Source organism: Bradyrhizobium sp. CCBAU 11434 (assembly GCF_028128895.1).
Classification (GTDB): domain Bacteria; phylum Pseudomonadota; class Alphaproteobacteria; order Rhizobiales; family Xanthobacteraceae; genus Bradyrhizobium; species Bradyrhizobium zhengyangense.
In genome coordinates, this window is sequence record NZ_LBJX01000093.1 from 60,182 (window position 1) to 84,386 (window position 24,205).

Below are 24,205 nucleotides of genomic sequence, written 5' to 3' on the forward strand. Positions count from 1 at the left end.
TTGCAGATTTGCACGAAAGATTGGGCCGCCGTTTGGCGGCCCGACTGTTTTGGGCGACCGTCTGCTTCCAGGAAACTTAGCGTTTCCAAATCAGATCGGTTCATGCACTTGCATCTTTTGGCGCGGATCGCTTAAGTGCCGCCGGCACTTCCCCCCTCAAGGTTTCAAAGACAAACCAAGGATAATCTGATGGCCTACAACATCGTCGTGATCGCCGGCAGCCTGCGCAAGGACAGCTTCTCGCTGAAGATCGCCAACGCGCTCGCCAAGCTCGCGCCTGGCTCGCTCAAGCTCGAGGTCGTCGCCCTCGGGGGCATCTCGTTCTTCAACCAGGACCTCGAGGGCGCACCGCCCGCCGACTGGCTGGCCTTCCGCGAGAAGCTGCAGAAGTCCGACGGCGTCATCTTCGTCACGCCGGAATACAATCGCGCCATCCCGGGCGTGCTGAAAAACGCCATCGACGTCGCCTCGCGCCCCTATGGGAAGAGCACGTTCAACGGCAAGCCGGTCGGCATCATCTCCAACTCGCCGGGCCCGCTCGGTGGTGTCAGCGCCGCCAAGACGCTCCAGAACATCCTGCCGGGCATTGCCGGCCCGATCATGCAGCAGCCCGAGACCTACCTGAACGCAGTGGGCGATGCCTTTGATGCCGAGGGCAATCTGGTCAAGGAGTCGCTCAAGCCCGTGCTCCAGGCCTACATCGACGCCTTCGCCGCGCACGTCGCAAAGCACCACGGCTGAGCCGGCTCGTGCCTCCGTCATGCCCGGGACCAGCTTGGCATGACGGAGACAGGTGGCCCAGGGGAGATTAGCACTCCCTTAACCAAGCTGGCCCATCTTGCCAAAATGGTCTCCCGCGCCCGCCTCAAATCTGTCCTGACCGGCCTCGCTCTCTATGCGATGGCGGTCGCCATCGTCGGCTATTTCGGGGTCAACGCCTATACCGGCAAATACGGCCTCAATGCCCGCCAGGAGCTCGACCAGGAGATCGTTGCGCTGACCAGCGAGCTGGCCCAGCTCAAGCGCGAGCGTGCCCGCAGCGAGCAGCGCGTGTCGCTGCTGCGCACCGAGAAGATCGACCCCGACATGCTGGACGAGCGGGCCCGGTTCCAGCTCGACTATGTCAATCCGCACGATCTGGTTCGGACGATCTCGCAGAACTAGCGCTTCCGCAGCATTCGAAACAAGCGCGCGCAAGCCGTTCCCTCCATCGTTCCGGAAGTCGTACTCCGAACCGCCACCTTGACGTCGGCGCGGCCGGCGTGCCTTGTCCCGGCGCGGTGCCGCCAAAGGTTGACGAAGATCAATCGGGTTGCGCGAGGCGCCCCTAGACTGCTTCCCGGAGGAAACGGTGATGGATGGGTCAATGCCCCGGCATCACGCGGCTCGTGTCGAAGCCGCCATTGCATCAGGCCAGGCGGCTCGGTCCGCGCTCGTGGCTTCGTGGCGCCGTTCCTCCCGATTGCATCATCTCGACCCTTCCGGCCACAACGCACCGCTGCGGCTGAGCGATTTCGAGCTGCGACAGGCGCGCGAGCGCATCGCGCCGCTGCTCGCCGCCGCACAAGGCGCCATGGACCGGCTCTATCAGGCGGTCGGTGCGGCCGGCTGCTGCGTGCTGCTCGCCGATGGCGACGGTGTGCCGGTCGACCGCCGTGGCACGCCGGCGGATGATGCAACATTTCAATCCTGGGGCCTTTGGACCGGCGCGCTCTGGAGCGAGGAGCATGAGGGAACCAATGGCATCGGCACCTGCGTCGTCGAGCAGCGGCCGCTGACGATCGATCGCGACCAGCACTTCTTCACGCGCAACACGCTGCTCAGCTGCACCGCCGTTCCGATCTACGACCACGAGGCGGCCTTTGCCGGCGTGCTCGATGTCTCCTCCTGCCGCGCCGACCGCACCGATGCGTTCTCCAGCCTGATCGCGCTGGCCGCGGGAGAGGCGGCGAGGCGCATCGAGGCTGATCTGTTTCGCCGGGCCTTCGCCCATGCCCGCATCGTGCTGACGCAAGGACCGGACGGCCAGTCCATCGGTCTCGTCGCGGTCGATGCGGATGATCTCGTGATCGGTGCGACCCGCGCCGCCCGGGTGGGACTCGGGATCGCGCCGGGCAGGGAGCTGCAGCCGGTTCCCGCGGCAGATCTGCTCGGCGGCGAACCCGCACAGGACCATCTCGCCGGCGGTCAGCGTGCGGTGCTGCAACGGGCGCTGCTCCGCGCCGGCGGCAATGTGTCGGCCGCCGCCAAGGCCCTCGGCGTCAGCCGCGCCACGTTGCATCGGAAGCTGAAGCGGTTCGAGCTGAAGCACTGACCTGTCGCAGTTCTGCGACAGGTCCACTCCGCCATCGCATCCCCCCGGGCTGACAGAAAACACGTCCCGCGAGATCGTTAGCGCAAGTCGTGAACACACGACGATTAGCGCAAACATCAACATCGGGAGTGATCAATGAACAAGGTGGAATTCCTCGGCGTGACCCAAAGTCCGTTCGCCGAACGCTACGACAATTTCATCGGCGGCAAGTTCGTCGCGCCGATCTCGGGCAAATATTTCGACAACGCCTCGCCGGTGACCGGCAAGGTCGTCTGCAAGATCGCGCGCTCCGAAGCGCAGGACGTCGAAGCGGCGCTCGACGCGGCCCATGCCGCCAAGGCCGCGTGGGGACGCACCAGCGTCGCCGAGCGCGCTGCGATCCTCAATCGCATCGCCGATCGCATGGAGGAGAATCTCGAGCGCCTCGCGGTCGCCGAGACCTGGGACAACGGCAAGCCGATCCGTGAGACCCGGGCCGCCGACCTGCCGCTCGCCATCGATCATTTCCGCTATTTCGCGGGCGTCGTCCGCGCCCAGGAAGGCTCGATCGGCGAGATCGACCACGACACCATCGCCTATCATTTCCACGAGCCGCTCGGCGTCGTCGGCCAGATCATTCCCTGGAACTTCCCGCTGCTGATGGCGTGCTGGAAGCTCGCGCCGGCGCTCGCTGCGGGCAATTGCGTGGTGTTGAAGCCCGCCGAGCAGACGCCGGCCTCAATCATGGTCTGGGCCGAGATCATCGGCGATCTCCTGCCGCCTGGTGTGCTCAACATCGTCAACGGCTTTGGCCTGGAGGCCGGCAAGCCGCTCGCCTCCAGCCCTCGCATTTCCAAGATCGCCTTCACCGGCGAGACCACGACGGGCCGGCTGATCATGCAATATGCCAGCCAGAACCTGATCCCCGTGACGCTCGAGCTCGGCGGCAAATCGCCGAACATCTTCTTCAAGGACGTCACCGCCGAGGACGACGACTTCTTCGACAAGGCGATCGAAGGCTTTGTCATGTTCGCGCTGAACCAGGGTGAGGTCTGCACCTGTCCGAGCCGGGCGCTCGTGCATGCGGACATCTACGATCGCTTCATGGACCGGGCGCTCAAGCGGGTGGCCGCCATCAAGCAGGGCGATCCGCGTGCAGCCGACACCATGATCGGTGCGCAGGCTTCCGGCGAGCAGCTCGCAAAAATCCTGTCCTATATCGACATCGGCAAGCAGGAGGGTGCCAAGGTCCTGGCCGGCGGCGGACGGGCCGAGCTCGGCGGCGACCTCTCGGGTGGCTTCTACGTCCAGCCGACGGTGTTCGAAGGCAACAACAAGATGCGGATCTTCCAGGAGGAGATCTTCGGACCCGTCGTCTCGGTCACGACCTTCAAGACCGATGACGAAGCGCTCGCGATTGCCAACGACACGCTCTATGGCCTCGGGGCCGGCGTCTGGAGCCGCGATGCCAACCGCTGCTACCGCTTCGGCCGCGCGATCCAGGCGGGCCGGGTCTGGACCAACTGCTACCACGCCTATCCCGCCCATGCCGCGTTCGGCGGCTACAAGCAGTCAGGCGTCGGTCGCGAGACCCACAAGATGATGCTCGATCACTACCAGCAGACCAAGAACCTCCTGGTCAGCTACAGCCCGAAGAAGCTCGGCTTCTTCTGATCGAGCAGGCACAGGCGGCGTCATGTCGGCGCCGCCTGTGCAGATCGGCGATCGCCGCCCCACCGTCATCCGTCTGTCAGATTGTTGAGACAAGACGACAGCCCGATCGCGACGACGCGATGCCAGGCACAGACGGAGGCGCGGCCATGACGACCAATCCCTTGCAGCGGAAGATACATGTCGGAGCGATGCTGCTCGGCGTGGCGGCCCTGGCGTCGCTTGCGCCGTCCCTGGCCTGCGCGCAGACCGCTCCGGCCAGCGCAAAACCCTTCCTGACCGTCGACGGAAAGGCGCCGCTGATTCTCGGACATCGCGGCGTGCCGGGCCTGGTGCCCGAAGAGACCGAGGCCTCGTACGATCTCGCTGCCGCGCTCGGAACCGACGCGCTCGAAGAGGATCTGCACCTCACCAAGGATTGCGTCCTGGTCGCGCGCCACAACCCCTGGCTGGCCGACAACACCAATGTCGCCGAAGTCGCGAAGACCAACCCTGTCGTCGCGGCACGCAAGCGCACGGTATCAGGTATGCGCGTCAAGGCTCCGGCCGCCGCCGGGACGCCCGTTGACTATCTCACGGATCTCACCAATCCCGCCGATCCCAAATCGGTGCTGAAGTCATTGATCGTCGACGGTGAGGATCACACCAACGACTGGTCGATCACCGATTTCACGATGGCCGAGCTGAAGCAATGGATCGGCGGGACCACCTATGACGCCGCCAACGAGCGGCCGAAGATCTTCAACGGCAAATTCCCCGTCATCAGCTTCCAGGACATCCTCGACATCGCCAAGGCCAAGAGCAAGGAGACCGGGCGTCCCATCCTGGTCTATCCGGAAACCAAGAACCCGACCTGGAACAATGCTCAGGCGATCGCAAACGGCTGCGGCGCGCCGGGCAGCCATCCGCTCGAGGATGCCCTGATCAAGATCATCAGCGACAACGGCCTCAACACCAAGGACGCGCCCATCTTCGTTCAGAGCTTCGAGCCCGGCAGCCTGAAATACATGCGCAGCCACGGCCTTCAGACCCGGCAGGTCCAGCTCATCGACGGCAATGGCATCGACTTCAAATCCGGCAAGGTGCTGCTCGACAACATCACCAATTCACGTCCGTTCGACTGGACGGTTGCAGGCGATGCGCGCCTGTACGATGCGATGCTGACGCCTGAGGGCCTGGCTGACATCAAGACCTATGCAGACGGCATCGGCCCGTGGAAAGCTTATATCGTTCCGCTGAAGGTCGCCTCGTGGAAGGACACCAAAGCCGACGGCACGCCCTACAAGGGATCGACACCGGAGGCTTCGACGCAGGAGGCGACCAGCCTGATTGCCGACGCGCACAAGCTCGGCCTGTTCGTCCACGTCTTCACGTTCCGTAACGAGAAGAAATATCTCGCGGCCGACTATCACGCCGATCCGGCCCAGGAATATCTCAAGTTCTTCCGTCTCGGTGTCGACGGCGTTTTCACCGACTTCACGCACACAGGCGTTGCCGCCCGTGCTGCGTATTTGCGCGAGTTGGGCTGGTAGCCCGACCGCTCGAATCGGACACGCATCGGGACGTCAGCGCCCGAGATATGCGTGTCCGATGTCGTTGCCTCATCTGCGTGCAGAGCTCTCGCAGGCGAGGAGCGAATGTTGCCTGATCAGCGCCAAAGGTTTTGCAAAATTTCGGCCACGTTGCAGTGCGGCATAATGAAAGTCGCGCCATGCCGCTGCGGTGCTTTCACACGCGATTGAGTTGGGTTAGAGAGGACCTAGATTTCTCTGACCCGGAATTCCAATGGCCGCACCCAAGAAAGCCGCCGCAAGCGCTGAGCAAGACAAAACCAACGGCGGTTCGCCCCCGGAGTTCACCAGGGAGCAGGAGCTGAAGGCGCTCCGCGACATGCTCCTGATCCGGCGGTTCGAGGAAAAGGCCGGCCAGCTCTATGGCATGGGTGCGATCGGCGGTTTCTGCCATCTCTATATCGGCCAGGAGGCCGTGGTAGTTGGTATGCAGATGGCCCTGAAGCAGGGCGATCAGGTCATCACCGGCTATCGCGACCACGGTCATATGCTTGCGACCGGCATGGACGCCAACGGCGTAATGGCCGAGCTCACGGGACGCCGCGGCGGCTATTCCAAGGGCAAGGGCGGCTCCATGCACATGTTTAGCAAGGAGAAGCACTTCTACGGCGGCCACGGCATCGTCGGTGCGCAGGTCTCGCTTGGCACTGGTCTCGCATTCGCTAACAATTATCGCAGCAACGGCAATGTCAGCGTAACCTATTTCGGCGACGGCGCAGCCAACCAGGGCCAGGTCTATGAGAGCTTCAACATGGCGGAGCTCTGGAAGCTGCCGGTGATCTACGTCATCGAGAACAACCGCTACGCCATGGGCACTTCGGTCTCGCGCGCGTCGGCGCAGCAGGATTTCTCCAAGCGCGGCGTGTCCTTCAACATCCCCGGCAAGCAGGTCGACGGCATGGACGTCCGCGCCGTCAAGGCCGCGGGCGAAGAGGCGGCGGCCTGGTGCCGCGCCGGCAAGGGCCCCTTCATCCTGGAGATGCAGACCTACAGATATCGCGGCCATTCGATGTCCGACCCTGCAAAATACCGTACGCGCGAGGAGGTCGAGAAGGTCCGCCACGATCAGGATCCGATCGAGCAGGTACGCAACCGCCTGCTTGCGGCGAAGGTGAGCGAGGCTGACCTCAAGGCGATCGATGCCGAGGTGCGCGACATCGTCAACGCATCCGCCGACTTTGCCCAGCATGATCCCGAGCCGGATGCCGCCGAGCTCTGGACCGACGTTTACCGCTAAGACGCGCGCAAGCTTTCTTTGGAGTCGATATGCCAATTCAAGTGCTGATGCCCGCGTTGTCGCCCACGATGGAAAAGGGCAACCTCGCCAAATGGCTGAAAAAAGAGGGTGAGACGATCAAATCCGGCGACGTCATCGCCGAGATCGAGACCGACAAGGCCACCATGGAGGTCGAGGCGACCGATGAGGGCACGCTCGGCAAGATCCTGATCCCGGAAGGCACCGCCGACGTTGCCGTGAACACGCCGATCGCGACCATTTTGGCGGATGGCGAGAGCGCCGCCGATCTTGCAAAGGCGCCTGCACCGGCGGCGAAGGCCGCAGAGTCTGCACCGCCAGCCGCTGCCAAGGCCGAAGCGCCTGCGCCCAAGGCTGCACCTGCGCCACAGGCCGTCGCCGAGCCCGATCCCGAAGTGCCCGCCGGCACCGAGATGATCACCCAGACCATCCGCGAAGCGCTGCGCGACGCCATGGCCGAAGAAATGCGCCGCGACCCTGATGTGTTCGTGATGGGCGAAGAGGTCGCCGAATATCAGGGCGCCTACAAGGTGACGCAAGGCCTGCTGCAGGAGTTCGGCGCCAGACGCGTGATCGATACCCCGATCACCGAGCACGGCTTTGCCGGCGTCGGCGTCGGCGCTGCCATGACCGGGCTCAAGCCGGTCGTCGAGTTCATGACCTTCAACTTCGCCATGCAGGCGATCGACCAGATCATCAACTCCGCCGCCAAGACGCTCTACATGTCCGGCGGCCAGATGGGCTGCTCGATCGTGTTCCGCGGTCCGAACGGCGCAGCCGCGCGCGTTGCCGCCCAGCACAGCCAGGACTATTCGGCCTGGTATTCGAACGTCCCGGGTCTCAAGGTCGTCGCGCCGTTCTCGGCCGCGGACTACAAGGGCCTGCTCAAGGCCGCGATCCGCGATCCCAATCCGGTGATCTTCCTCGAGAACGAGGTGCTCTACGGTCACACCGGCGAGGTGCCGAAGCTCGACGATTTCATCGTTCCGATCGGCAAGGCGCGCATCGTGCGCGCGGGCAGCCATGTCTCGATCATCTCCTGGTCGAACGGCATGACCTATGCCCTGAAGGCCGCCGACGAGCTCGCCAAGGAAGGCATCGAGGCCGAGGTGATCGACCTGCGCACGCTGCGGCCGATGGACACCGAGACGATCATCAACTCCGTCAAGAAGACCGGCCGCGCCGTCACGGTGGAAGAGGGCTGGGCCCAGAGCGGCGTCGGCGCCGAGATCGCCGCGCGCATCATGGAGAACGCCTTCGATTATCTCGACGCGCCGGTTGCGCGCGTTGCCGGCAAGGACGTGCCGATGCCTTATGCCGCGAACCTGGAGAAGCTCGCGCTGCCCTCGGCGGCTGAGGTCGTCGAGGCCGCCAAAGCCGTCTGCTACAGGTAGACCATGGCGGGCCCGAAGGAGCAGCCACTGCCGCCCGACGTCATAACCCGCGACGATGCGGTCGAGATCCTGCGCGTTTTCGTGCTGGATGGCGGGCTGTCGATGGCATTCCAGCGCGCCTTCGAGGAGCCCGACATGTGGGGCCTGCTGCTGGTCGATCTCGCCCGCCACGCCGCGCGCGCCTATGCGCGCGAGAGCGAATACACCGAGGAGGACGCGCTGAACCGGATCCTCGACATGTTCCAGGCCGAGATCGAGCGTCCGACCGACACCGGCACCACGACGCCGCGCGGGAAGGGACACTGACCGTGGCGATTGAAGCGCACCATTACGATTTCATGCTGGAGGCGATCCGCGAGGCAGAGGCCTCGATCGCGCAAGGCGGTCTGCCGATCGGCGCCGTGCTGACGCGCGGCGACAGGATCATCGCCCGTGGCCACAACAACCGCGTGCAGGAGAACAATCCGATCCTGCACGGCGAGATGAGCTGCCTGCGTGAGGCCGGCGCGATCTCGTTCCACGACACCGTCATGTACACCACGCTGTCGCCATGTTCGATGTGTGCCGGCGCGCTCGCTCTGTTCAAGGTCAAGCTCGTGGTGATCGGCGAATCCGTCACCTTTGAGGGATCCAAGGACATTCTCGACAAGTTCGGGATTCCCTGGATCGACCTTGCCGACGATCGCTCCATCACCATGATGAAGAATTGGCGCTCCATCCCTGCCAATGAGCGCCTCTGGCAAGGCGACATCGGCAACTAAACCTGGTCTGTTCGTCTTCACTTTCGGGGACGACGTTTTGAGAAGTTCTTCGTGAGGTCAGCATGCCCATCAACATCCTGATGCCAGCTCTTTCGCCGACGATGGAGAAGGGCAACCTCGCCAAGTGGCTGAAGAAGGAAGGCGACAAGGTCAAGTCAGGCGACGTCATCGCCGAGATCGAGACCGACAAGGCCACCATGGAGGTCGAGGCCATCGACGAGGGCACGATCGCCAAGATCCTGGTGCCCGAGGGCACGCAGGACGTCCCGGTCAACGACGTGATCGCGGTGCTCGCCGGCGAAGGCGAGGACGTGAAGGCCGCGGGTAGCGCCAAGCCCAGCGCCTCCGCCGCGCCGCCCAAGGCGGCCGAGGCTCCCGCTGCTGCACCGGCGCCTGCGCCTGCTGCACCCAAGGCTGCTCCGGCACCTGCCGCCGCTCCGGCACCGCAAGCTGCCGCACCGGCCGCGCAGAGCAACGGCCATGCCGGCCGCATGTTCTCATCGCCGCTGGCGCGGCGTCTCGCCAAGGAAGCCGGCATCGACGTCGGGATGGTCACCGGCACCGGTCCTCACGGCCGCGTGGTTGCGCGCGACGTCGAACAGGCCAAGTCGGGCAAGGGCCTCAAGGCGCCTGCCGCCGCGCCGTCCGCCGGTGCACCCACGATCGCGCCGACCATGTCGGACAAGCAGATCCTGTCGCTGTTCGAGCCGGGCTCCTACGACGTCGTTCCGCATGACGGCATGCGCCGCACCATCGCGCAGCGCCTGACCGCGTCGATCCAGAACGTCCCGCACTTCTATCTCACCATCGACTGCGACATCGGCAAGCTGCTCGCCGCGCGCGAGGAGATCAATGCGGCAGCTCCGAAGGACAAGGAGAAGAAGCCGCTCTACAAGATCTCGGTCAATGACTTCGTCATCAAGGCGATGGCGGTGGCGCTGCAGAAGATCCCGAACTGCAATGTCAGCTGGACCGAGTCAGGCATGGTCAAGCACCATCACTCCGACGTCGGTGTCGCCGTGGCGATGCCGGGCGGCCTGATCACGCCGATCATCCGCAAGGCCGAGACCAAGACGCTCTCGACCATCTCCAACGAGATGAAGGACTTTGCCGCGCGCGCCCGCTCGCGCAAGCTGAAGCCGGAAGAGTACCAGGGCGGCACCACCGCCGTCTCCAACCTCGGCATGTTCGGCATCAGCCACTTCACCGCTGTGATCAACCCGCCGCACGCCACGATCCTCGCGGTCGGCACCAGCGAGGAGCGTCCGGTCGTGCGCGGCGGCAAGATCGAGATCGCGAGCATGATGAGCGTGACGCTGTCCTGCGATCACCGCGCCATCGACGGCGCGCTCGGCGCCGAGCTGATCGGCGCCTTCAAGCAGCTGATCGAAAACCCCGTCATGATGATGGTGTGAGCCGCGAACGTTGCATACGTAGGGTGGGCAAAGGCGCAAAGCGCCGTGCCCACCTTATTTCATAGTGTTGGAAGGCGGTGGGCACGCTTCGCTTTGCCCACCCTACGAAGTTCAGTTGAATGGGAGCCGCAATGGCCGACACATCCTTCGACGTCATCATCATCGGCTCCGGCCCCGGCGGCTACGTCACCGCGATCCGCGCCGCTCAGCTCGGCTTCAAGACCGCGATCGTCGAGAAGTCCTATCTCGGAGGTATCTGCCTGAACTGGGGCTGCATCCCGACGAAAGCGCTGCTGCGCTCGGCCGAGATCTACCACTACATGCAGCACGCCAAGGACTATGGCCTGTCGGCAGAGAAGGTCTCGTTCGATCCGAAGGCCGTGGTGCAGCGTTCGCGCGGCGTCTCCAAGCGGTTGAACGACGGCGTCGGCTTCCTGATGAAGAAGAATAAGGTCAGCGTGATCTGGGGCGCGGCTTCGATCGACGCGCCCGGCAAGATCACCGTGAAGAAGTCCGACGTCGAGGGCCCGAAGGGCTCGCTGGGCGAGGGGGCCTATCAGGCCAAGCACATCATCGTCGCCACCGGCGCGCGGCCGCGCGTGCTGCCGGGGCTCGAGCCCGACAAGAAGCTGATCTGGACCTACTTTGAAGCGATGGTGCCCGAGCGGATGCCGAAGTCGTTGCTGGTGGTCGGCTCCGGCGCGATCGGCATCGAGTTTGCCTCGTTCTTCCATACCATGGGCTCTGACGTCACCGTGGTCGAGGTGCTGCCGCAGATCCTGCCCGTCGAAGACGCCGAGATCGCCGGCCTCGCGCGCAAACGCCTGGAGAAGCTGGGCATCAAGATCATGTCCTCGACCAAGGTGACCAAGCTGGAGAAGAAAGCCGACAGCGTCGTTGCCACCATCGACGACGGCAAGGGCAAGCCCGTGACCACCGAATTCGAGCGTGTGATCTCGGCCGTCGGCGTCGTCGGCAACATCGAGAATCTCGGCCTCGAAAAACTGGGTGTGAAGACCGACCGCGGCTGCATCGTCATCGACGGCTACGGCAAGACCAACATCCCCGGCATCTACGCCATCGGCGACGTCGCTGGTCCCCCGATGCTCGCCCACAAGGCCGAGCATGAGGGCGTGATCTGCATCGAGGCGATCAAGGGCCTGCATCCGCATCCCATGGACAAGCTGATGATCCCGGGCTGCACCTACTGTCATCCGCAGGTCGCCTCGGTCGGCCTGACCGAAGCCAAGGCCAAGGAGAACGGCCGCGAGATCCGCGTCGGCCGCTTCCCCTTCGTCGGCAACGGCAAGGCGATTGCGCTGGGCGAGGACCAGGGCCTGGTCAAGGTCATCTTCGACAAGAAGACCGGCCAGCTGCTCGGCGCCCACATGGTCGGCGCTGAAGTCACCGAGCTGATCCAGGGCTATGTCGTCGCCATGAACCTGGAGACGACGGAAGAAGAGCTGATGCACACCGTGTTCCCGCATCCGACCCTGTCGGAAATGATGAAGGAAGCGGTGCTGGATGCGTACGGGCGGGTGTTGAATATTTAGCCACCGCCGTCATTGCGAGCGAAGCGAAGCAATCCAGACTGCCTCTGTGAAAAGACCCTGGATTGCTTCGCTGCGCTCGCAATGACGAGCAGAGAAAGCCGATTGCAAAACAAGAAGAGGAAATCACCCCATGCACGACAACGACAACCTCACCATCGAACGCCCGACCTTCGTCACGCATCTCGAATGCGCCATGGAGGGCGATCATTACGCCGCCGACCAGGTCCACAACCTCTCCAAAGCGGGCAAGCCTCTGCTCGTTCGCTACGACCTCGCCGGCGTGAAGAAGGCGCTCACCAGGGACGCGCTCGCTCAGCGTCCCGGCGACATGTGGCGCTATCGCGAGCTCTTGCCGGTGCGCAAATGCAGGGACATCGTCTCGCTCGGTGAGGTCACGACGCCGCTGATCCGGCTGCCCAAGCTCGGCAAGAAGCTCGGCGGCGGCGAGATCATCGTCAAGGACGAGGGTCGTTTGCCGACCGGCTCGTTCAAGGCGCGCGGCCTCGTGATGGCGGTGTCGATGGGTAAGGCGCTCGGCATCAAGCACATGGCGATGCCGACCAACGGCAATGCCGGCGCCGCGCTGGCGGCCTACGCGACATCCTGCGGCATCAAGACCACGATCTTCTGCCCGGCCGATACGCCGGAGGTGAATGTCAGCGAGATCGAGCTCCAGGGCGCGACCGTCTACCGCGTCAACGGCTATATCGACGATTGCGGCAAGATCGTCGGCGAGGGCAAGGCAAAGGTCGGCTGGTTCGACACCTCCACGCTGAAGGAGCCGTACCGGATCGAAGGCAAGAAGACGATGGGCCTCGAGCTCGCCGAGCAACTCGGCTGGGACGTGCCCGACGTGATCTTCTATCCGACCGGCGGCGGCACCGGCCTGATCGGCATGTGGAAGGCGTTCGACGAACTGGAAAAGATCGGCTTCATCGGCTCCAAGCGCCCGCGCATGGTCGCGGTACAGGCCTCCGGCTGCGCGCCGATGGTGCGGGCCTATGAGGCCGGCACCGAGCACGCCACGCGCTGGGAGGACGCCCACACCATTGCTTCAGGCATCCGTGTGCCGCAAGCGATCGGCGATTTCCTGATCCTGCGCGCCGTGCGCGAGAGCAAGGGGTTTGCGATTGCTGTCGATGACGACAAGATCTCGTCGGCGCTGAACGAGGTCGCGCGCGAGGAGGGGCTCTTGCTGTGCCCCGAGGGCGCCGCGACCTATGCTGCCTACAAGGAAAGCCTCGCCGACGGCCGCGTCTCGAAGACTGACCGCGTCATGCTGTTCAACTGCGCCACGGGCTTGAAATATCCGCTGCCGCCGGTCACCCGCACGCTCGACCGCCACAAGCCGATCGATTACGCGCAGTTCTGACGCGTCATTTCGTCTCTTCACGAACGATCGCTCTTCCCGTACGCGGGAAGAGACAAGAACAAGAATGATATCGTCGGGAGACCACAATGAAGAAGGCTGTCTGGGCCGGGCTGATCGGCATTCTCGCTCTCACCAGTGTCGCGCGCGCCGACGATTATCCGTCGCATCCCATCACCATCATCGTTCCCTTCGCGGCCGGCGGCCCGTCCGATGCAATGGCGCGCGTGCTGGCCGAGCGGATGCGCCAGTCGCTCGGCCAGGCGCTGGTGATCGAGAACGTCACCGGCGCCGGCGGCTCGATCGGGGTGGGGCGCGCCGTCCATTCGCCGCCTGATGGCTACACCATCTCGTTCGGCCATCTCGGCACCCATGTCGCCAACGGCGCCGTCTACAAGCTCAACTACGATCTCGTCACCGATCTCGAGCCGGTGGTGCTCTTGCCGAGCAATCCGATGATCGTGGTCAGCAAGAATGCGGTGCCGGCGAAATCGCTGAAGGAGCTGCTGGAGTGGCTGAAGTCGCGGCCGACGCCGCCGACGGCGGGAACGGCCGGCGCAGGATCCGGCAGCCACATCGCCGGCGTCTATTTCGAAAGCGTCTCCGGCATCAAGCTGCAATACGTGCCGTATCGCGGCACGGCGCCGGCGTTGAACGACCTCATCGCCGGCCAGATCGACATCATCGTCGACCAGACCTCCAACTCCATCAACCAGGTCCGCGCCGGCACCATTCGCGCCTACGCCATCACCGACGACAAGCGCCTCGCCTCGGCGCCCGACATCCCGACCGCGGATGAAGCGGGCCTGAAGGGCTTCAACATGACGCTGTGGTCGGGCCTGTGGGTGCCGAAGGGCACGCCGAAGGAGATCGTCGCCAAGCTCAACGCCGCCGCCGTGGAAGCGCTGAACGATCCCGCCGTGAGGAAGCAGCTCGAAAGCCAGGGCCTGGAGATGACGCCGAAAGATCAGCTCACCCCGGAGGCGCTCGGCGTCAGGCAGAAGGCCGAGATCGCGAAGTGGTGGCCGATCATCAAGGCGGCGAACATCAACGTGGAGTGAGGAGGGTCCGCTTCTACTCCGGCCCCACAAACCCCACCGGCACCGCCTTGGCGCTGGCATCCTGCGTCACCACGCGCTGGTCGGTCTTGCCGGCCACCGCGCCGCTACCCTCGAACCGCGCGCGATAGACCAGCACGTTCTCCATCACGCGCTGGACGTAGTTGCGCGTTTCCGAGAGCGGGATGCGCTCGACCCAGTCGACCGGATCGATCTTGGGATCTCTGGGATCGCCGTGCGCCTGCACCCATTCGCGCACGCGGCCGCGGCCGGCATTGTAGCCGGCGAAGGTCATGATCTGGTTGCCGCGATATTCCGACAGCAGCGCGCTAAGCTCGGCCGCGCCCATCTGCGTGTTGTAGACGGGGTCGGAGACCATCTTGTCCCAGTCGTAGGTCACGCCGAAGCGTTTTGCCGTGTCGCGGCCGGCTTCCGGCGTCACCTGCATCAGGCCAACGGCATTGGCCGATGATTTGTCGCGCTGGTTGAACGAGCTCTCGGTGCGCGCCACCGAATAGATCACGCTGGTCTCGATCGCGGGTGCGACCTGCTTGTGCTCAGGGATGCCGATGGTCGGGAAAGCGTAGTGGTCGAGCGCGAGGCCGTGGGCCAGCGCCGACTTGCCAACCTCCAGCATCACGCGCGCGTCGTTGCGTTGGCCGGCGAGCTCGCCAAGCGCCCCGAGCGCGGCGACGTCGGTGCTCTCCTTGGCAAAATCCTCGGCGTAGTAGAACACCGTGTCACGTTCCCCGATGGCATAGAGCATATCGGCGGCGCGTACGCGCTCATCCACGGCCGGCGTGTCGGCGGCGGCCAGCACGGGCGAGGGGGCGCGCAGCTCTAGCCCCTCGAGGCCGAGCCGGGCACGGGCGAGCTGGCCGTAATAGGCGGTCGGATAGCGCGCGGCAGCCTTGTAGCTCTGCTGCGCGTCGGCGGCTGCTCCCATGGCTTCAGCCGCGCGGCCGCGCCAGTAATACCCCCGTGACAGCGCGATCGGATTGGCCGAGCCTTCGTCGATCGCCGCGAAATGCGTCATCGCGGCTTTGGGATCGTCGAGATAGCGCAGCGCAATCCAGCCGCACATGAAGTGATAGTCGACGCGATAGACCTCCATCGCCGGCACGGCGGCCGCGCGCACCACGTCGTAGGCGGTCTGGAATTTGCCCTGGTCAAGCAGCTTTCGCGCGAGCAGACGCCGCTCGCGCCACCATGCATCGGTGTCCTGCACGGCCATCGTGTCGGGCGCAGCAGCCAGGATCACTTCGGCCGCATCGTCGATGTGGTCCTTCTGCAGGTGCCATTGCGCCCGGCACAGCACATAGCCGAGGTCGCGGCGCGCGTCTTGAGGCACGTCCTCGAGATAATCCTTGGCCTTGTTCTCCTTGCCGTTGACGGCGGCGCAGGCCTTGACGATCGCAAGTGAATCCTCGCCAAGACGTTTTGCGGCGCGCCTTGCGCCGGCATAGTCCTTGGCGCCGAGGCGCTTGTCCATGCGGGCCCGATGATCCTCGGGCCGCAACAAATCGTGGAACGCGTCGTAGGAATCCTCTTCGCTGCGCTCGGACAATTCCTCCGAGCGCCACGCCTCGCGCACGAGGCGCGTCGCCCTGTCGCTGTCGCCCTCGGCGATCAGCACGCGTGCCAGCGCAAAATTGCCCTTGGCGCTGATTGGCCGGTCCATCGTGAAGGCGTGCACGGTGGCCGCGTCGCTCTTCTCCTGCCACAGGCGCGCCTCGGCGCGTTTGCGCAGCAGCACGGCGCTCGGCCAATCCGGATTGGCGGCGAGGAAGGCGGCGTAGCGCTTGAAAGGTGCGGTGCTCTCGGAATGGCGCAGCATGAACCAGTCGGCGAGCTTTTGTCCGGCCGGATCGGCAATGCGGTCGCGCGCCGCGGTCGCATCGTCGGTCTTGCCCTTGCGCGCGAGGTCGATCGCGTCCTTCAGCGCGGCGAGGTCGCCCGTCAGCGCCGGCGGCGCGGGCTTGTCCGCAGGCTCCTCGTCCTGCTTCTTCGACTTGCGCTTGGCCTCGGCATGTTTGCCGTGCTTGCCCGATGCAGCATGCCGCTGCTTGCCAGCGGACTTGCTGCCGGTTTTTGCCTCGTGCGTTTTCTTTGACGCAGATGATTTGTGACTGCTCTTCGCTGCCAGCTCGGTGGGAACAAGGGCCAAAGCGGCCACGGCAACGACACACGCGAGCGAGCGTAGGCACTGGTTCATTCGATGGTCCCCCTGCGAAACCACTACAAACCAAGGTCCGCGACGACATGCGGCTTGAGAATCAAGAACGACACCAAAACGATGCCATGACATCGTTTCGCATTCCTCAGGCTCGTTCAACAATGCGGCAAAATACGGATTGGAACTCGCGGAACTTCCGAAATGGCGGAAGTGGCAGTTTCTTTAACCTTTATTAACGAGCAGGGCCTCGCGCGACGGTTGCGGACCGCTCCCGGCGCCAAAACAGCCCGATTGCGCGTGTTCCCCGGCGAAAATCCGGTGTATTGAGTTCCATCCGTCCTCCTTTCAGCCCTTGCCCGAACCTCATGCCGCTTTTCAACCAGTCGATCCGGCGCAAGATCGTCGGCATCGCCCTCGGATTGATCGTCCTGATGCTCGTCACCTCGGTCCTGTCGATGGTGATGTCGAGCCAGGTTGGCATTCTCCTGGACGAGCTGACCAATCGCTACATCCCGGCCTATAGCCATCTGGCCCGCGCCAACATCCGCTCGCTGGAGCGGGCGCTGGCGCTGCGGCAAATGGTCATGAGCAGGATGGGATCGCCGTCGGACGAGGAGGCCTACGCGGCGCGGCTTCGCGACTTCCAGGCATTGGACCGCAAGTTCGAGGAGGAGGCCGAGACCGCTCGCAAGCTGATCAACGCGATCATCGACGATCCAAGGACATATTCCGACAATGCCGCCCTGGCACGGCTCGACGTCCGCATCGAGACTGCCGTCGCTGAGTTGCGACGCAATCTGGACGAGGGTAACGCGAAACTGCTCAAGCAGGTCGACGCCAACGAGATGGCCGGTGCCCGCGGCACGCTGGAACAGCTCGATGTGCTGCGCGATCAATTCAACCGGCAGGTCGATGCAATCCGCGCCGACATGCTGACGCAGGTCTTCTTCTCGACCTCGCAGGTGATCCGTCGCCAGCATCAGGCGATCGTCATTTCGGGCGTCGTGACGCTGCTCGCAGCCGTCGTCGGATTTGCCTTTGCGTTGCTCGTCTCCGGCGGCATCACGCGCCCGGTGCGGCTGCTGCTCGCCGGTGCCCGCGAGGTCGAGGCCGGCCGCTTCGACAAGAGCATCACCGTCTCGACCCAGGACGAGATCGGCGAACTCGCGGCTGCCTTCAATCGCATGATCGAGCAACTGCGTCACAACGAGCGCATCCGCGAGACCTTTGGCCGCTACATCGATCCCAAGGTGGTGCAGGGCCTGATCGACCGGCCGGAGGTCGCCATCGATGGCCAGCGCCGGGTGATGACCATCATGTTCTCTGACATGAGCGGCTTCACCTCGATGAGCGAAGGCATGACCCCGCGGGGCCTCGTCAAGGTGATGAACCACTATTTCACGGTGATGTCCGCCCCGATCCGGAACAACCGCGGCGTGATCGACAAATATATCGGCGACGCCATCATGTCCTATTGGGGCCCGCCCTTCGTCGAGGAGGACGAGCAGGCACTGCTTGCCGGCCAGTCCGCCATCGACATGGCTGACCAGGTGCCCGCTCTCCAGAAGCAGCTGCCGGACCTGCTTGGCATCCGCGCCATGCCGGTGCCGTGCGACCTGCGCATCGGGATTGCCACCGGCGAGGTTCTGACCGGCAGCATCGGCTCCGAGCTGATGATGAGCTTTACGGTGATGGGCGATGCCGTGAACCTCGCCTCGCGCCTTGAGGCCGCGAACAAGGTCTACGGTACCCGAATCCTGATCTCGCAGGCGACCGCCGAGGCGATTGGATCCGGGCTCGAATTGCGCGAGGTCGACCGCCTTGCGGTGGTCGGCCAGAGTGTGCCGCAGCCGGTGTTCGAGGTGATGGGCAGGGCAGGTGCGCTCACCGCGTCACAGGAGGGGCTGCGCGCGCACTACGCCCAAGCGCTTGCCGCCTATCGCGCATGCCGCTTCACTGAGGCCCGCACCGCGTTCAATGCGGCGCTGGAGAGCGTCCCCGGCGACGGCCCGTCGCAGGCCATGCTTGCGCGCATCGCGCAGTTCGAGACCGCGCCGCCGGCGGCCGATTGGGACGGCGCCTGGCGCATGGACAGCAAATAGCTGTCCGCGCCGGGAATAATTGATTCTACTTCATAACGATGTTCGCCGTGACCCATTTTCCGGGCTTAGGTTTGGTGTCCCTGAGGCGTCTGATGGGGACACGCCGATGACAGAACTTGAGGACAGGCTGGAGCGCTTCGAGACGCTCACCGCCGAATGCGAGCTGATTGCCAAGCTTGCGACCGACAGCAACAAGCGCGAATTCTACCTGAAGCTTTCGGAGCAGTACCGTCAGCTGGCGGTGGACATGCGCCAGGCGATCGCGATCAGGGCCGCCGCCTGACGCCGGCCGGAGGCGCGGCCAAGAGGCGGCCAAGAGGCGGCCAAGAAGCGGCCAAGAAGCGGCCAAGAACGAGGCACGATGTTCCGCATCCGTGTCTGTGCGAGAGGTCGTGCAATCGCAATCCGTTCTTAACACTTGAGACGCATCCTCAATGGGGTCAGGGGATTCGCGCGTTGCGGTTCCCGGCGATGGGAATGCCTGGGGCAAGGTTGCCGTGTAACGTTGCCCGCGAACGTCACTCGTCCGATGGTTGGACATCCCATGCGTCTGCTTGCGGTCGCCTTGTTTGCGCTTTTGACGGCAGCCTGCAACCAGGAGCAGGACGTCACCGGCTCGACCCCGCTCTGCCCGATGCGCAGCTACACCTCCTACAATCCCCGCGACATGAACCAGTGTGTTGCCGCCTGCAAGGCGTGCGACCACGGCAATACCGTGACCTGCACGACCGCCTGCACGCTCCACGGCGCGCGGTGAGGAAAGGCGCTGCGTCGTCTCAGCCGCGCGCTGTCTCGCGCCGCAGTTCCGGGAAAATGGCCTCGTCCTGAAGGATGACGTCGGCCGTTCGCTGATAGTGCGCGGTCAACCGCTTCACCGCCAGGTCGGCATTGCCGCTCAGCACGGCCTCCATGATTGCCGCATGCTCGTCGCCGACGTGGCGTGAGGGGAAGGCTTTGCTGATCGACAGCCGACGGTAACGATAGAGCTGGTCGGCAAGCTGGCCGCAGAACGCGATCAATGATTGCGAGCCGCATTGGCCGATCAGGGTGCGATGGTAGATGCGGTGCAGCTTTTCCCATTCGGGATTGTCCTCAAACTCGGTGGCACTCAGCGAGCGCGGCACGCGGCTCAGCCGATGTTGGGCGAGGACAAGCTGTTCCTCCCAGGCTGGCGTGGACGCTGCCATGGACTCGCGCAGCGCCAGCGCCTCGACCCAGCAGCGCGTCTTGGTCAGTTCGGCGAGCTCCGCGCGGCTGACGTCCTTGACGTAGAAGCCGCGCTGCTCGCGGACCTCGACCAGTCCGTCGGCGGTCAGCCGGTTGAGCGCCTCGCGCAGCGGCGTTTGGCCGGTCTGATAGGTCTCCATCAGAAACCGCATTTGCAGCTTGCGCGATGGGGCGAGGCGTCCGGACAACAAATCCTCGCGCAGCCGGTCATAGACATGGCTCGCCTGCGTCGATGGCGCGGGCAAGGGGGCCGCCGTAGTCAATTCCACCGCTCCAGCCTCCGTTGTTCGCTCAGCTCACGGTTCGTCATCATATACATCTGCTGATGATTCCAAAAAATGTATAAATTTCTATTGCAGAGATGATTTTGTGTAATAAAAGGAAGTTGTCGGTTCGTGAAGGTGCGACCGCGATCAAGAAAACCACGCCCGGCTGGCCCGGACAGTGGCCTGATGGAGGAGTGCATTCATGCCCCGGTTTCCGGTGACAGCGCTGCGCAGCGTCGATCTCGGCACGCCGGACCTGGACCGCTCCATGGGGTTCTATTGCGACGTCTGGGGCCTTTCGCTGGTCACCCGAGCGGCCGGCGTCGTTTATCTCCGCGCGACCGGCAGCGACCATCACGTCCTGGCCCTCTATCAGAGCGAGTTGCCGGAGCTTGGCGCCGTGACGTTTCGCGTGGCGAGCGTCGATGATCTTGCATCCGTAGCTGCCAACGCGGTCGCCGAAGGCGCCCAGCTGATCCGCGAACCCGCGCCCAACGACGCGCCCGATGGCGGCGTGGCGATGGCCATTCGCGCGCCGGAAGGCGGCATCCTGCGTTTCGTTCACGGCGACATCAGTCATGCGCCGGAGCAACTGCAAAGTGACCGGCCCGAGCGGCTGGCCCACGTCAATCTCAACAGCACGGATGTCGATCGCTCCGCCGCCTTCTACGAGCGGGCGCTCGGTTTTCGGCTCACGGATCGCTCAAAGGCGATGGCGTTCGTCCGCTGCAACAGCGACCACCATGCGGTCGTGATTGCCGACGCCAAAGTCAACGGACTCAATCACGTCGCCTTCCTGATGCCGAGCCTCGAGACGGTGATGCGCGGCTCCGGGCGCATGATCGACGCCGGCTTCCCGATTGCGTGGGGCGTCGGACGCCACGGTCCGGGCGACAACGTGTTCTCCTACTTCATTGATCCGGTAGGCACCGTGATCGAATACACCGCCGAGGTGCTGCAGGTGGACGACAGCTATGTCGTACGCGGTCCGGATCATTGGGTCTGGCCGCCGGGCCGTACCGATCAATGGGGCATCGCGCCGCCCAAGGCTGACCACGTCAAGGCCGCGCAACTAGCCGTTCGCTACGCCGCGCCGTGAGCGCGACGATCCATCACCACGTAAACGAGGTATCGAGGTCAGTGTCGGGTTCGATCAGCGCGAACGAGTACCAGGTTGCTATCGTCGGCTTCGGCCCGTCAGGCGCTGTCGCCGCCAGCCTGCTGGGCGCGCAAGGCATCCGGACACTGGCTGTCGATCGCGACCGCTTGGTCTACGACAAGCCGCGCGCGATTGCGCTCGATCACGAGATCCTGCGCCTGTTCGACAATCTCGGCATTGCCGGCCAGCTCGCTCCGCACATCGGACCGTTTCCGGCGTCGGAACATTTCGGCGCGCACGGCCAGTTGATCCGGCGGATAGACATGGTGAGCGAGCCTTATCCGCTCGGCTACACCCCGACCATGGTGTTTACCCAGCCGCCTGTCGAGGAGATCTTGCGCGCGCATGCGCGATCCTATCCCTCGGTGGTCGTCGAGCTCGGCACCGAGCTCCGGCGGCTCGATCAGACGCCTGATGGCGTGACGCTCGAGCTGTGCGGCGAGCACGGCACGCGCAACGTCTCGGCGGACTATGTCATCGCCTGCGACGGCGCATCGAGCCTGGTCCGCCGCCAGCTCGGCATCGGCTTTGACGATCTGGTGTTTGACGAGCCCTGGCTCGTGGTCGACCTCCGGGTCAACGCTTCAGGGATCGCAAAGCTGCCGCGCACGGCGGCGCAGTTCTGCGATCCGTCGCGGCCGACCACCTATATCGTCGGACCCGGTTCGCATCGGCGCTTCGAGATCATGCTGCTGCCGGATGAGGATCCGCGCGCAATGGAGCAGCCCGAGCAGGTCTGGCGGCTGCTCGCACGCTGGCTCACGCCTGACGATGCGACGCTCTGGCGGGCGGCGAGCTATCGCTTTCACGCCCTTGTCGCAAGCAAATGGCGTGAAGGGCGCGTGTTTCTTGCCGGAGATGCCGCCCACCAGCAGCCACCGTTCATTGGCCAGGGCATGTGCCAGGGCGTTCGCGATGTCGCCAATCTGGTCTGGAAGCTTGCGCGCGTGTTGGACGGAGAGTCAGGCGCGGCGCTGCTCGATACCTATCAGGAGGAGCGCAGCGCTCACGTCCGTGAGCTGACGACGCGCATCAAGGCGATCGGCCACGTCATCTGCGAGCGCGATCCGGAAGCGGCCGCTGCCCGTGATGTCCGCATCCTCGCCGAAGGCGGCGGCATGCCGCGCACCATCACCCGTCAGGAGATCGTGCCGCCGCTCAGCTGCGGTCTGCGCGCCGACGTGCCGCATGCCGCCAGTGGCACGCTGTTTCCCCAGCCATGGCTCGTGACATCAAGGGGCCGACAATTGCTCGACGCGACATGCGGCGTTGGATGGCGGCTCGTGCTGAGGGGCGACAGCGCCTTGGCGCGATCACGCGCGATCGCGGCACGCGCGGCGGAGATGGGCTTGCGCCTGATCGCCATCGCTGACGCGGATCAGGATCAGGGGCCGGATGTCATGCGGGAGGAGAGTGGCGTGGTGACGGATTGGTTCACGCGGCATGCCTGCGCGGCCGCCATCGTGCGCCCCGATCATTACGTCTACGGCGTCGCGGCCGACGAAGCCGGACTCGCGGCGATGCTGTCCGATCTCGCGGCAAAGCTGCGATGAACAAAACAACGACAAAATGCAACAGGGGGAAATGATGCCATCATCGGAGAGCTTGACGACGGGGCCCACGGTGCCTGCACGCGCTTACGCGGTTCTCATCATGCTGTTTCTGTTTCAGACGATCAATTTCTTCGACAAGCTGGTCTTCGGCCTCTCGGCGGTACCGATGATGAAGGAGCTATCGCTCAGCCCGAAGGAATTCGGCCTCATCGGCAGCAGCTTCTTTCTACTATTCTCGCTCTCGGGGATGGCCGTCGGACTGTTCGTCGTCGGCCGCTTCCCCGTGAAATGGATCCTGATGTTGCTCGCTGCCATCTGGTCGGCGACGCAGCTTCCGGTGTTCTTCTCGAGCTCTGTCATGGTGCTGGTCGTCTGCCGCATTCTGCTCGGCGCGGGCGAGGGGCCCGGCCTGCCGACGGCCTTGCATGCCTGCTACAATTGGTTTCCCGCCGACAAGCGCAGTGTCCCGAGCGCCGTGGTCTTGCAGGGGATCAGCGTGGGCCTTTTGGCCGGCGGCCCCTTGTTGACCTATGTGATCCTTAGTCATGGCTGGCGCACGGGCTTTCTGGTTTGCGGCCTGCTCGGCATCGCCTGGATGGTGGCCTGGAGCGTCATCGGCGGGGAGGGGCCCTACGCCGCCGCGAGTGCGGGCCACGATGCACCTGCGGCCTCGCCGAACGTGCCGGCGCGGCTGTTGTGGTGTGATCCGACGGTGATCGGCGTCATCATCATGTCGACCATGTCGTACTGGATCGTCGGTATCTCCGCGACGTGGCTGCCGCCGTTCCTCCAGCTTGGGCTCGGCTACAAGCCGACCGATGTCGGCTGGATCATTTCGGCTATCTACATGTTCCAGTCGCCGCTGCTGCTCAGCGGTTCCTGGGTCACGCAGGTCCTTCAGCGTCGCGGCTGGAGCTTGCGCGCGTGTCTCGGCAACGCCTCGGGATTGGCGCTGTTGGTCGCAGGCTGTGCGCTGCTGCTCAGCATCGTAACCTCGGGCGCCCTTCAGCTCGCCTGCGTGGCCATCGCCTTCGCCGCGCCAAGCCTGACCACGATCTTCGGCCCGGTGGCACTCGGCGCCGTGGCGCCGGCGGCCCAGCGCGGCCGGCTGATCGTCGTGATCTATTCGGGCAATGCGGCATCGGCCCTATTCTCGAACGCGCTGACCGGATGGATCGTCGGCGAGGCGGGCAGCAACAGCGCGCTCGGCTATGCTCACGCCATGACATTCACTGCCGGCATTCTCATCGTCGGTGCGGTTGCCGCGTTTGCACTCATCTTCCCGGAGCGGACCATCGCGCGTTTTGCCAAGGCCTCTTCGCGATCACCTTCGGCTACCATTCTTCCCGCCACGTCGACCTGATCGACCGCTTCAAACGTCA

At 64.4% G+C, this 24,205-nt stretch carries 21 protein-coding genes; 19 read left to right on the forward strand and 2 right to left on the reverse strand.

Annotated features, from left to right (window positions below):
- Positions 1–189: 189 nt before the first annotated feature.
- The 13 genes from XI06_RS24125 to XI06_RS24185 all read left to right on the forward strand — a co-directional run bounded on the left by XI06_RS24125 (position 190) and on the right by XI06_RS24185 (position 14,343).
- Positions 190–741 (forward strand): NADPH-dependent FMN reductase, encoded by a 552-nt coding sequence (locus XI06_RS24125; RefSeq protein ID WP_271606672.1) that lies wholly within the window; start codon positions 190–192, stop codon positions 739–741.
- Between the two features lie 105 nt (positions 742–846).
- Positions 847–1,164 carry an FtsB family cell division protein gene (locus XI06_RS24130; protein ID WP_271606673.1) on the forward strand — a complete coding sequence of 106 codons (318 nt, stop codon included), beginning with the start codon at positions 847–849 and terminating at the stop codon, positions 1,162–1,164.
- A 190-nt stretch (positions 1,165–1,354) separates the two neighbouring features.
- Positions 1,355–2,314 carry a helix-turn-helix domain-containing protein gene (locus tag XI06_RS24135; protein WP_271606674.1) on the forward strand — a complete coding sequence of 320 codons (960 nt, stop codon included), beginning with the start codon at positions 1,355–1,357 and terminating at the stop codon, positions 2,312–2,314.
- Between the two features lie 135 nt (positions 2,315–2,449).
- Entirely contained in the window at positions 2,450–3,967 is a 1,518-nt protein-coding gene (adh, locus tag XI06_RS24140) for an aldehyde dehydrogenase (protein ID WP_237862088.1), read from the forward strand.
- Positions 3,968–4,113: 146 nt separating this feature from the next.
- On the forward strand, positions 4,114–5,496 hold the full coding sequence (locus XI06_RS24145) for a glycerophosphodiester phosphodiesterase family protein (RefSeq protein ID WP_237862090.1): 1,383 nt from the start codon (positions 4,114–4,116) through the stop codon (positions 5,494–5,496).
- Positions 5,497–5,749: 253 nt separating this feature from the next.
- Entirely contained in the window at positions 5,750–6,772 is a 1,023-nt protein-coding gene (pdhA, locus tag XI06_RS24150; RefSeq protein WP_237868793.1) for a pyruvate dehydrogenase (acetyl-transferring) E1 component subunit alpha, read from the forward strand.
- Positions 6,773–6,801: 29 nt separating this feature from the next.
- Positions 6,802–8,184 carry a pyruvate dehydrogenase complex E1 component subunit beta gene (locus XI06_RS24155; protein ID WP_237862093.1) on the forward strand — a complete coding sequence of 461 codons (1,383 nt, stop codon included), beginning with the start codon at positions 6,802–6,804 and terminating at the stop codon, positions 8,182–8,184.
- A gap of 3 nt (positions 8,185–8,187) precedes the next feature.
- Positions 8,188–8,490, forward strand: coding sequence for a DUF5076 domain-containing protein (locus XI06_RS24160; RefSeq protein ID WP_237862095.1), 303 nt, complete (start codon positions 8,188–8,190; stop codon positions 8,488–8,490).
- A gap of 2 nt (positions 8,491–8,492) precedes the next feature.
- Positions 8,493–8,945: a nucleoside deaminase gene (locus tag XI06_RS24165; RefSeq protein WP_237862097.1), complete on the forward strand. Its 453-nt coding sequence runs from the start codon at positions 8,493–8,495 to the stop codon at positions 8,943–8,945.
- A 62-nt stretch (positions 8,946–9,007) separates the two neighbouring features.
- A complete protein-coding gene (locus XI06_RS24170; protein WP_237862099.1) occupies positions 9,008–10,360 on the forward strand; it encodes a pyruvate dehydrogenase complex dihydrolipoamide acetyltransferase in 1,353 nt (450 codons plus the stop codon).
- A gap of 131 nt (positions 10,361–10,491) precedes the next feature.
- Positions 10,492–11,913, forward strand: a complete 1,422-nt coding sequence (lpdA, locus tag XI06_RS24175; RefSeq protein ID WP_237862101.1) for a dihydrolipoyl dehydrogenase — start codon at positions 10,492–10,494, stop codon at positions 11,911–11,913.
- A gap of 130 nt (positions 11,914–12,043) precedes the next feature.
- A complete protein-coding gene (locus tag XI06_RS24180) occupies positions 12,044–13,285 on the forward strand; it encodes a threonine synthase (protein ID WP_237862103.1) in 1,242 nt (413 codons plus the stop codon).
- 86 nt (positions 13,286–13,371) lie between these two features.
- Complete coding sequence (locus XI06_RS24185) at positions 13,372–14,343, forward strand: tripartite tricarboxylate transporter substrate binding protein BugD (protein WP_237862105.1); 972 nt, start codon at positions 13,372–13,374, stop codon at positions 14,341–14,343.
- 13 nt (positions 14,344–14,356) lie between these two features.
- Here the strand turns inward: XI06_RS24185 and XI06_RS24190 are convergent, their stop codons facing one another.
- The gene (locus XI06_RS24190) at positions 14,357–16,555 is read right to left on the reverse strand and encodes a lytic transglycosylase domain-containing protein (RefSeq protein WP_237862107.1); all 2,199 of its coding nucleotides are present in this window, start codon (positions 16,553–16,555) and stop codon (positions 14,357–14,359) included.
- Between the two features lie 326 nt (positions 16,556–16,881).
- Here XI06_RS24190 and XI06_RS24195 point away from each other — a divergent pair, with 326 nt between their 5' ends.
- The 3 genes from XI06_RS24195 to XI06_RS24205 all read left to right on the forward strand — a co-directional run bounded on the left by XI06_RS24195 (position 16,882) and on the right by XI06_RS24205 (position 19,375).
- Entirely contained in the window at positions 16,882–18,618 is a 1,737-nt protein-coding gene (locus tag XI06_RS24195) for an adenylate/guanylate cyclase domain-containing protein (RefSeq protein WP_237862109.1), read from the forward strand.
- A 106-nt stretch (positions 18,619–18,724) separates the two neighbouring features.
- Positions 18,725–18,901, forward strand: a complete 177-nt coding sequence (locus XI06_RS24200) for a hypothetical protein (protein ID WP_237862111.1) — start codon at positions 18,725–18,727, stop codon at positions 18,899–18,901.
- Positions 18,902–19,162: 261 nt separating this feature from the next.
- Positions 19,163–19,375 carry a hypothetical protein gene (locus tag XI06_RS24205; protein ID WP_237862113.1) on the forward strand — a complete coding sequence of 71 codons (213 nt, stop codon included), beginning with the start codon at positions 19,163–19,165 and terminating at the stop codon, positions 19,373–19,375.
- Positions 19,376–19,394: 19 nt separating this feature from the next.
- Here XI06_RS24205 and XI06_RS24210 read toward each other — a convergent pair whose 3' ends face one another.
- Complete coding sequence (locus tag XI06_RS24210; RefSeq protein ID WP_237868797.1) at positions 19,395–20,108, reverse strand: GntR family transcriptional regulator; 714 nt, start codon at positions 20,106–20,108, stop codon at positions 19,395–19,397.
- A gap of 205 nt (positions 20,109–20,313) precedes the next feature.
- On the opposite strand from XI06_RS24210, the gene XI06_RS24215 reads away from it, so the two are divergent.
- From XI06_RS24215 to XI06_RS24225, 3 genes are read left to right on the forward strand one after another with little or no spacing between them, the layout of a single operon-like run.
- On the forward strand, positions 20,314–21,210 hold the full coding sequence (locus tag XI06_RS24215; RefSeq protein ID WP_237862117.1) for a VOC family protein: 897 nt from the start codon (positions 20,314–20,316) through the stop codon (positions 21,208–21,210).
- Positions 21,211–21,251: 41 nt separating this feature from the next.
- Positions 21,252–22,823 (forward strand): bifunctional 3-(3-hydroxy-phenyl)propionate/3-hydroxycinnamic acid hydroxylase, encoded by a 1,572-nt coding sequence (locus tag XI06_RS24220; protein ID WP_237862119.1) that lies wholly within the window; start codon positions 21,252–21,254, stop codon positions 22,821–22,823.
- A 34-nt stretch (positions 22,824–22,857) separates the two neighbouring features.
- A complete protein-coding gene (locus XI06_RS24225) occupies positions 22,858–24,186 on the forward strand; it encodes an MFS transporter (protein ID WP_377802677.1) in 1,329 nt (442 codons plus the stop codon).
- Positions 24,187–24,205 lie beyond the last annotated feature (19 nt).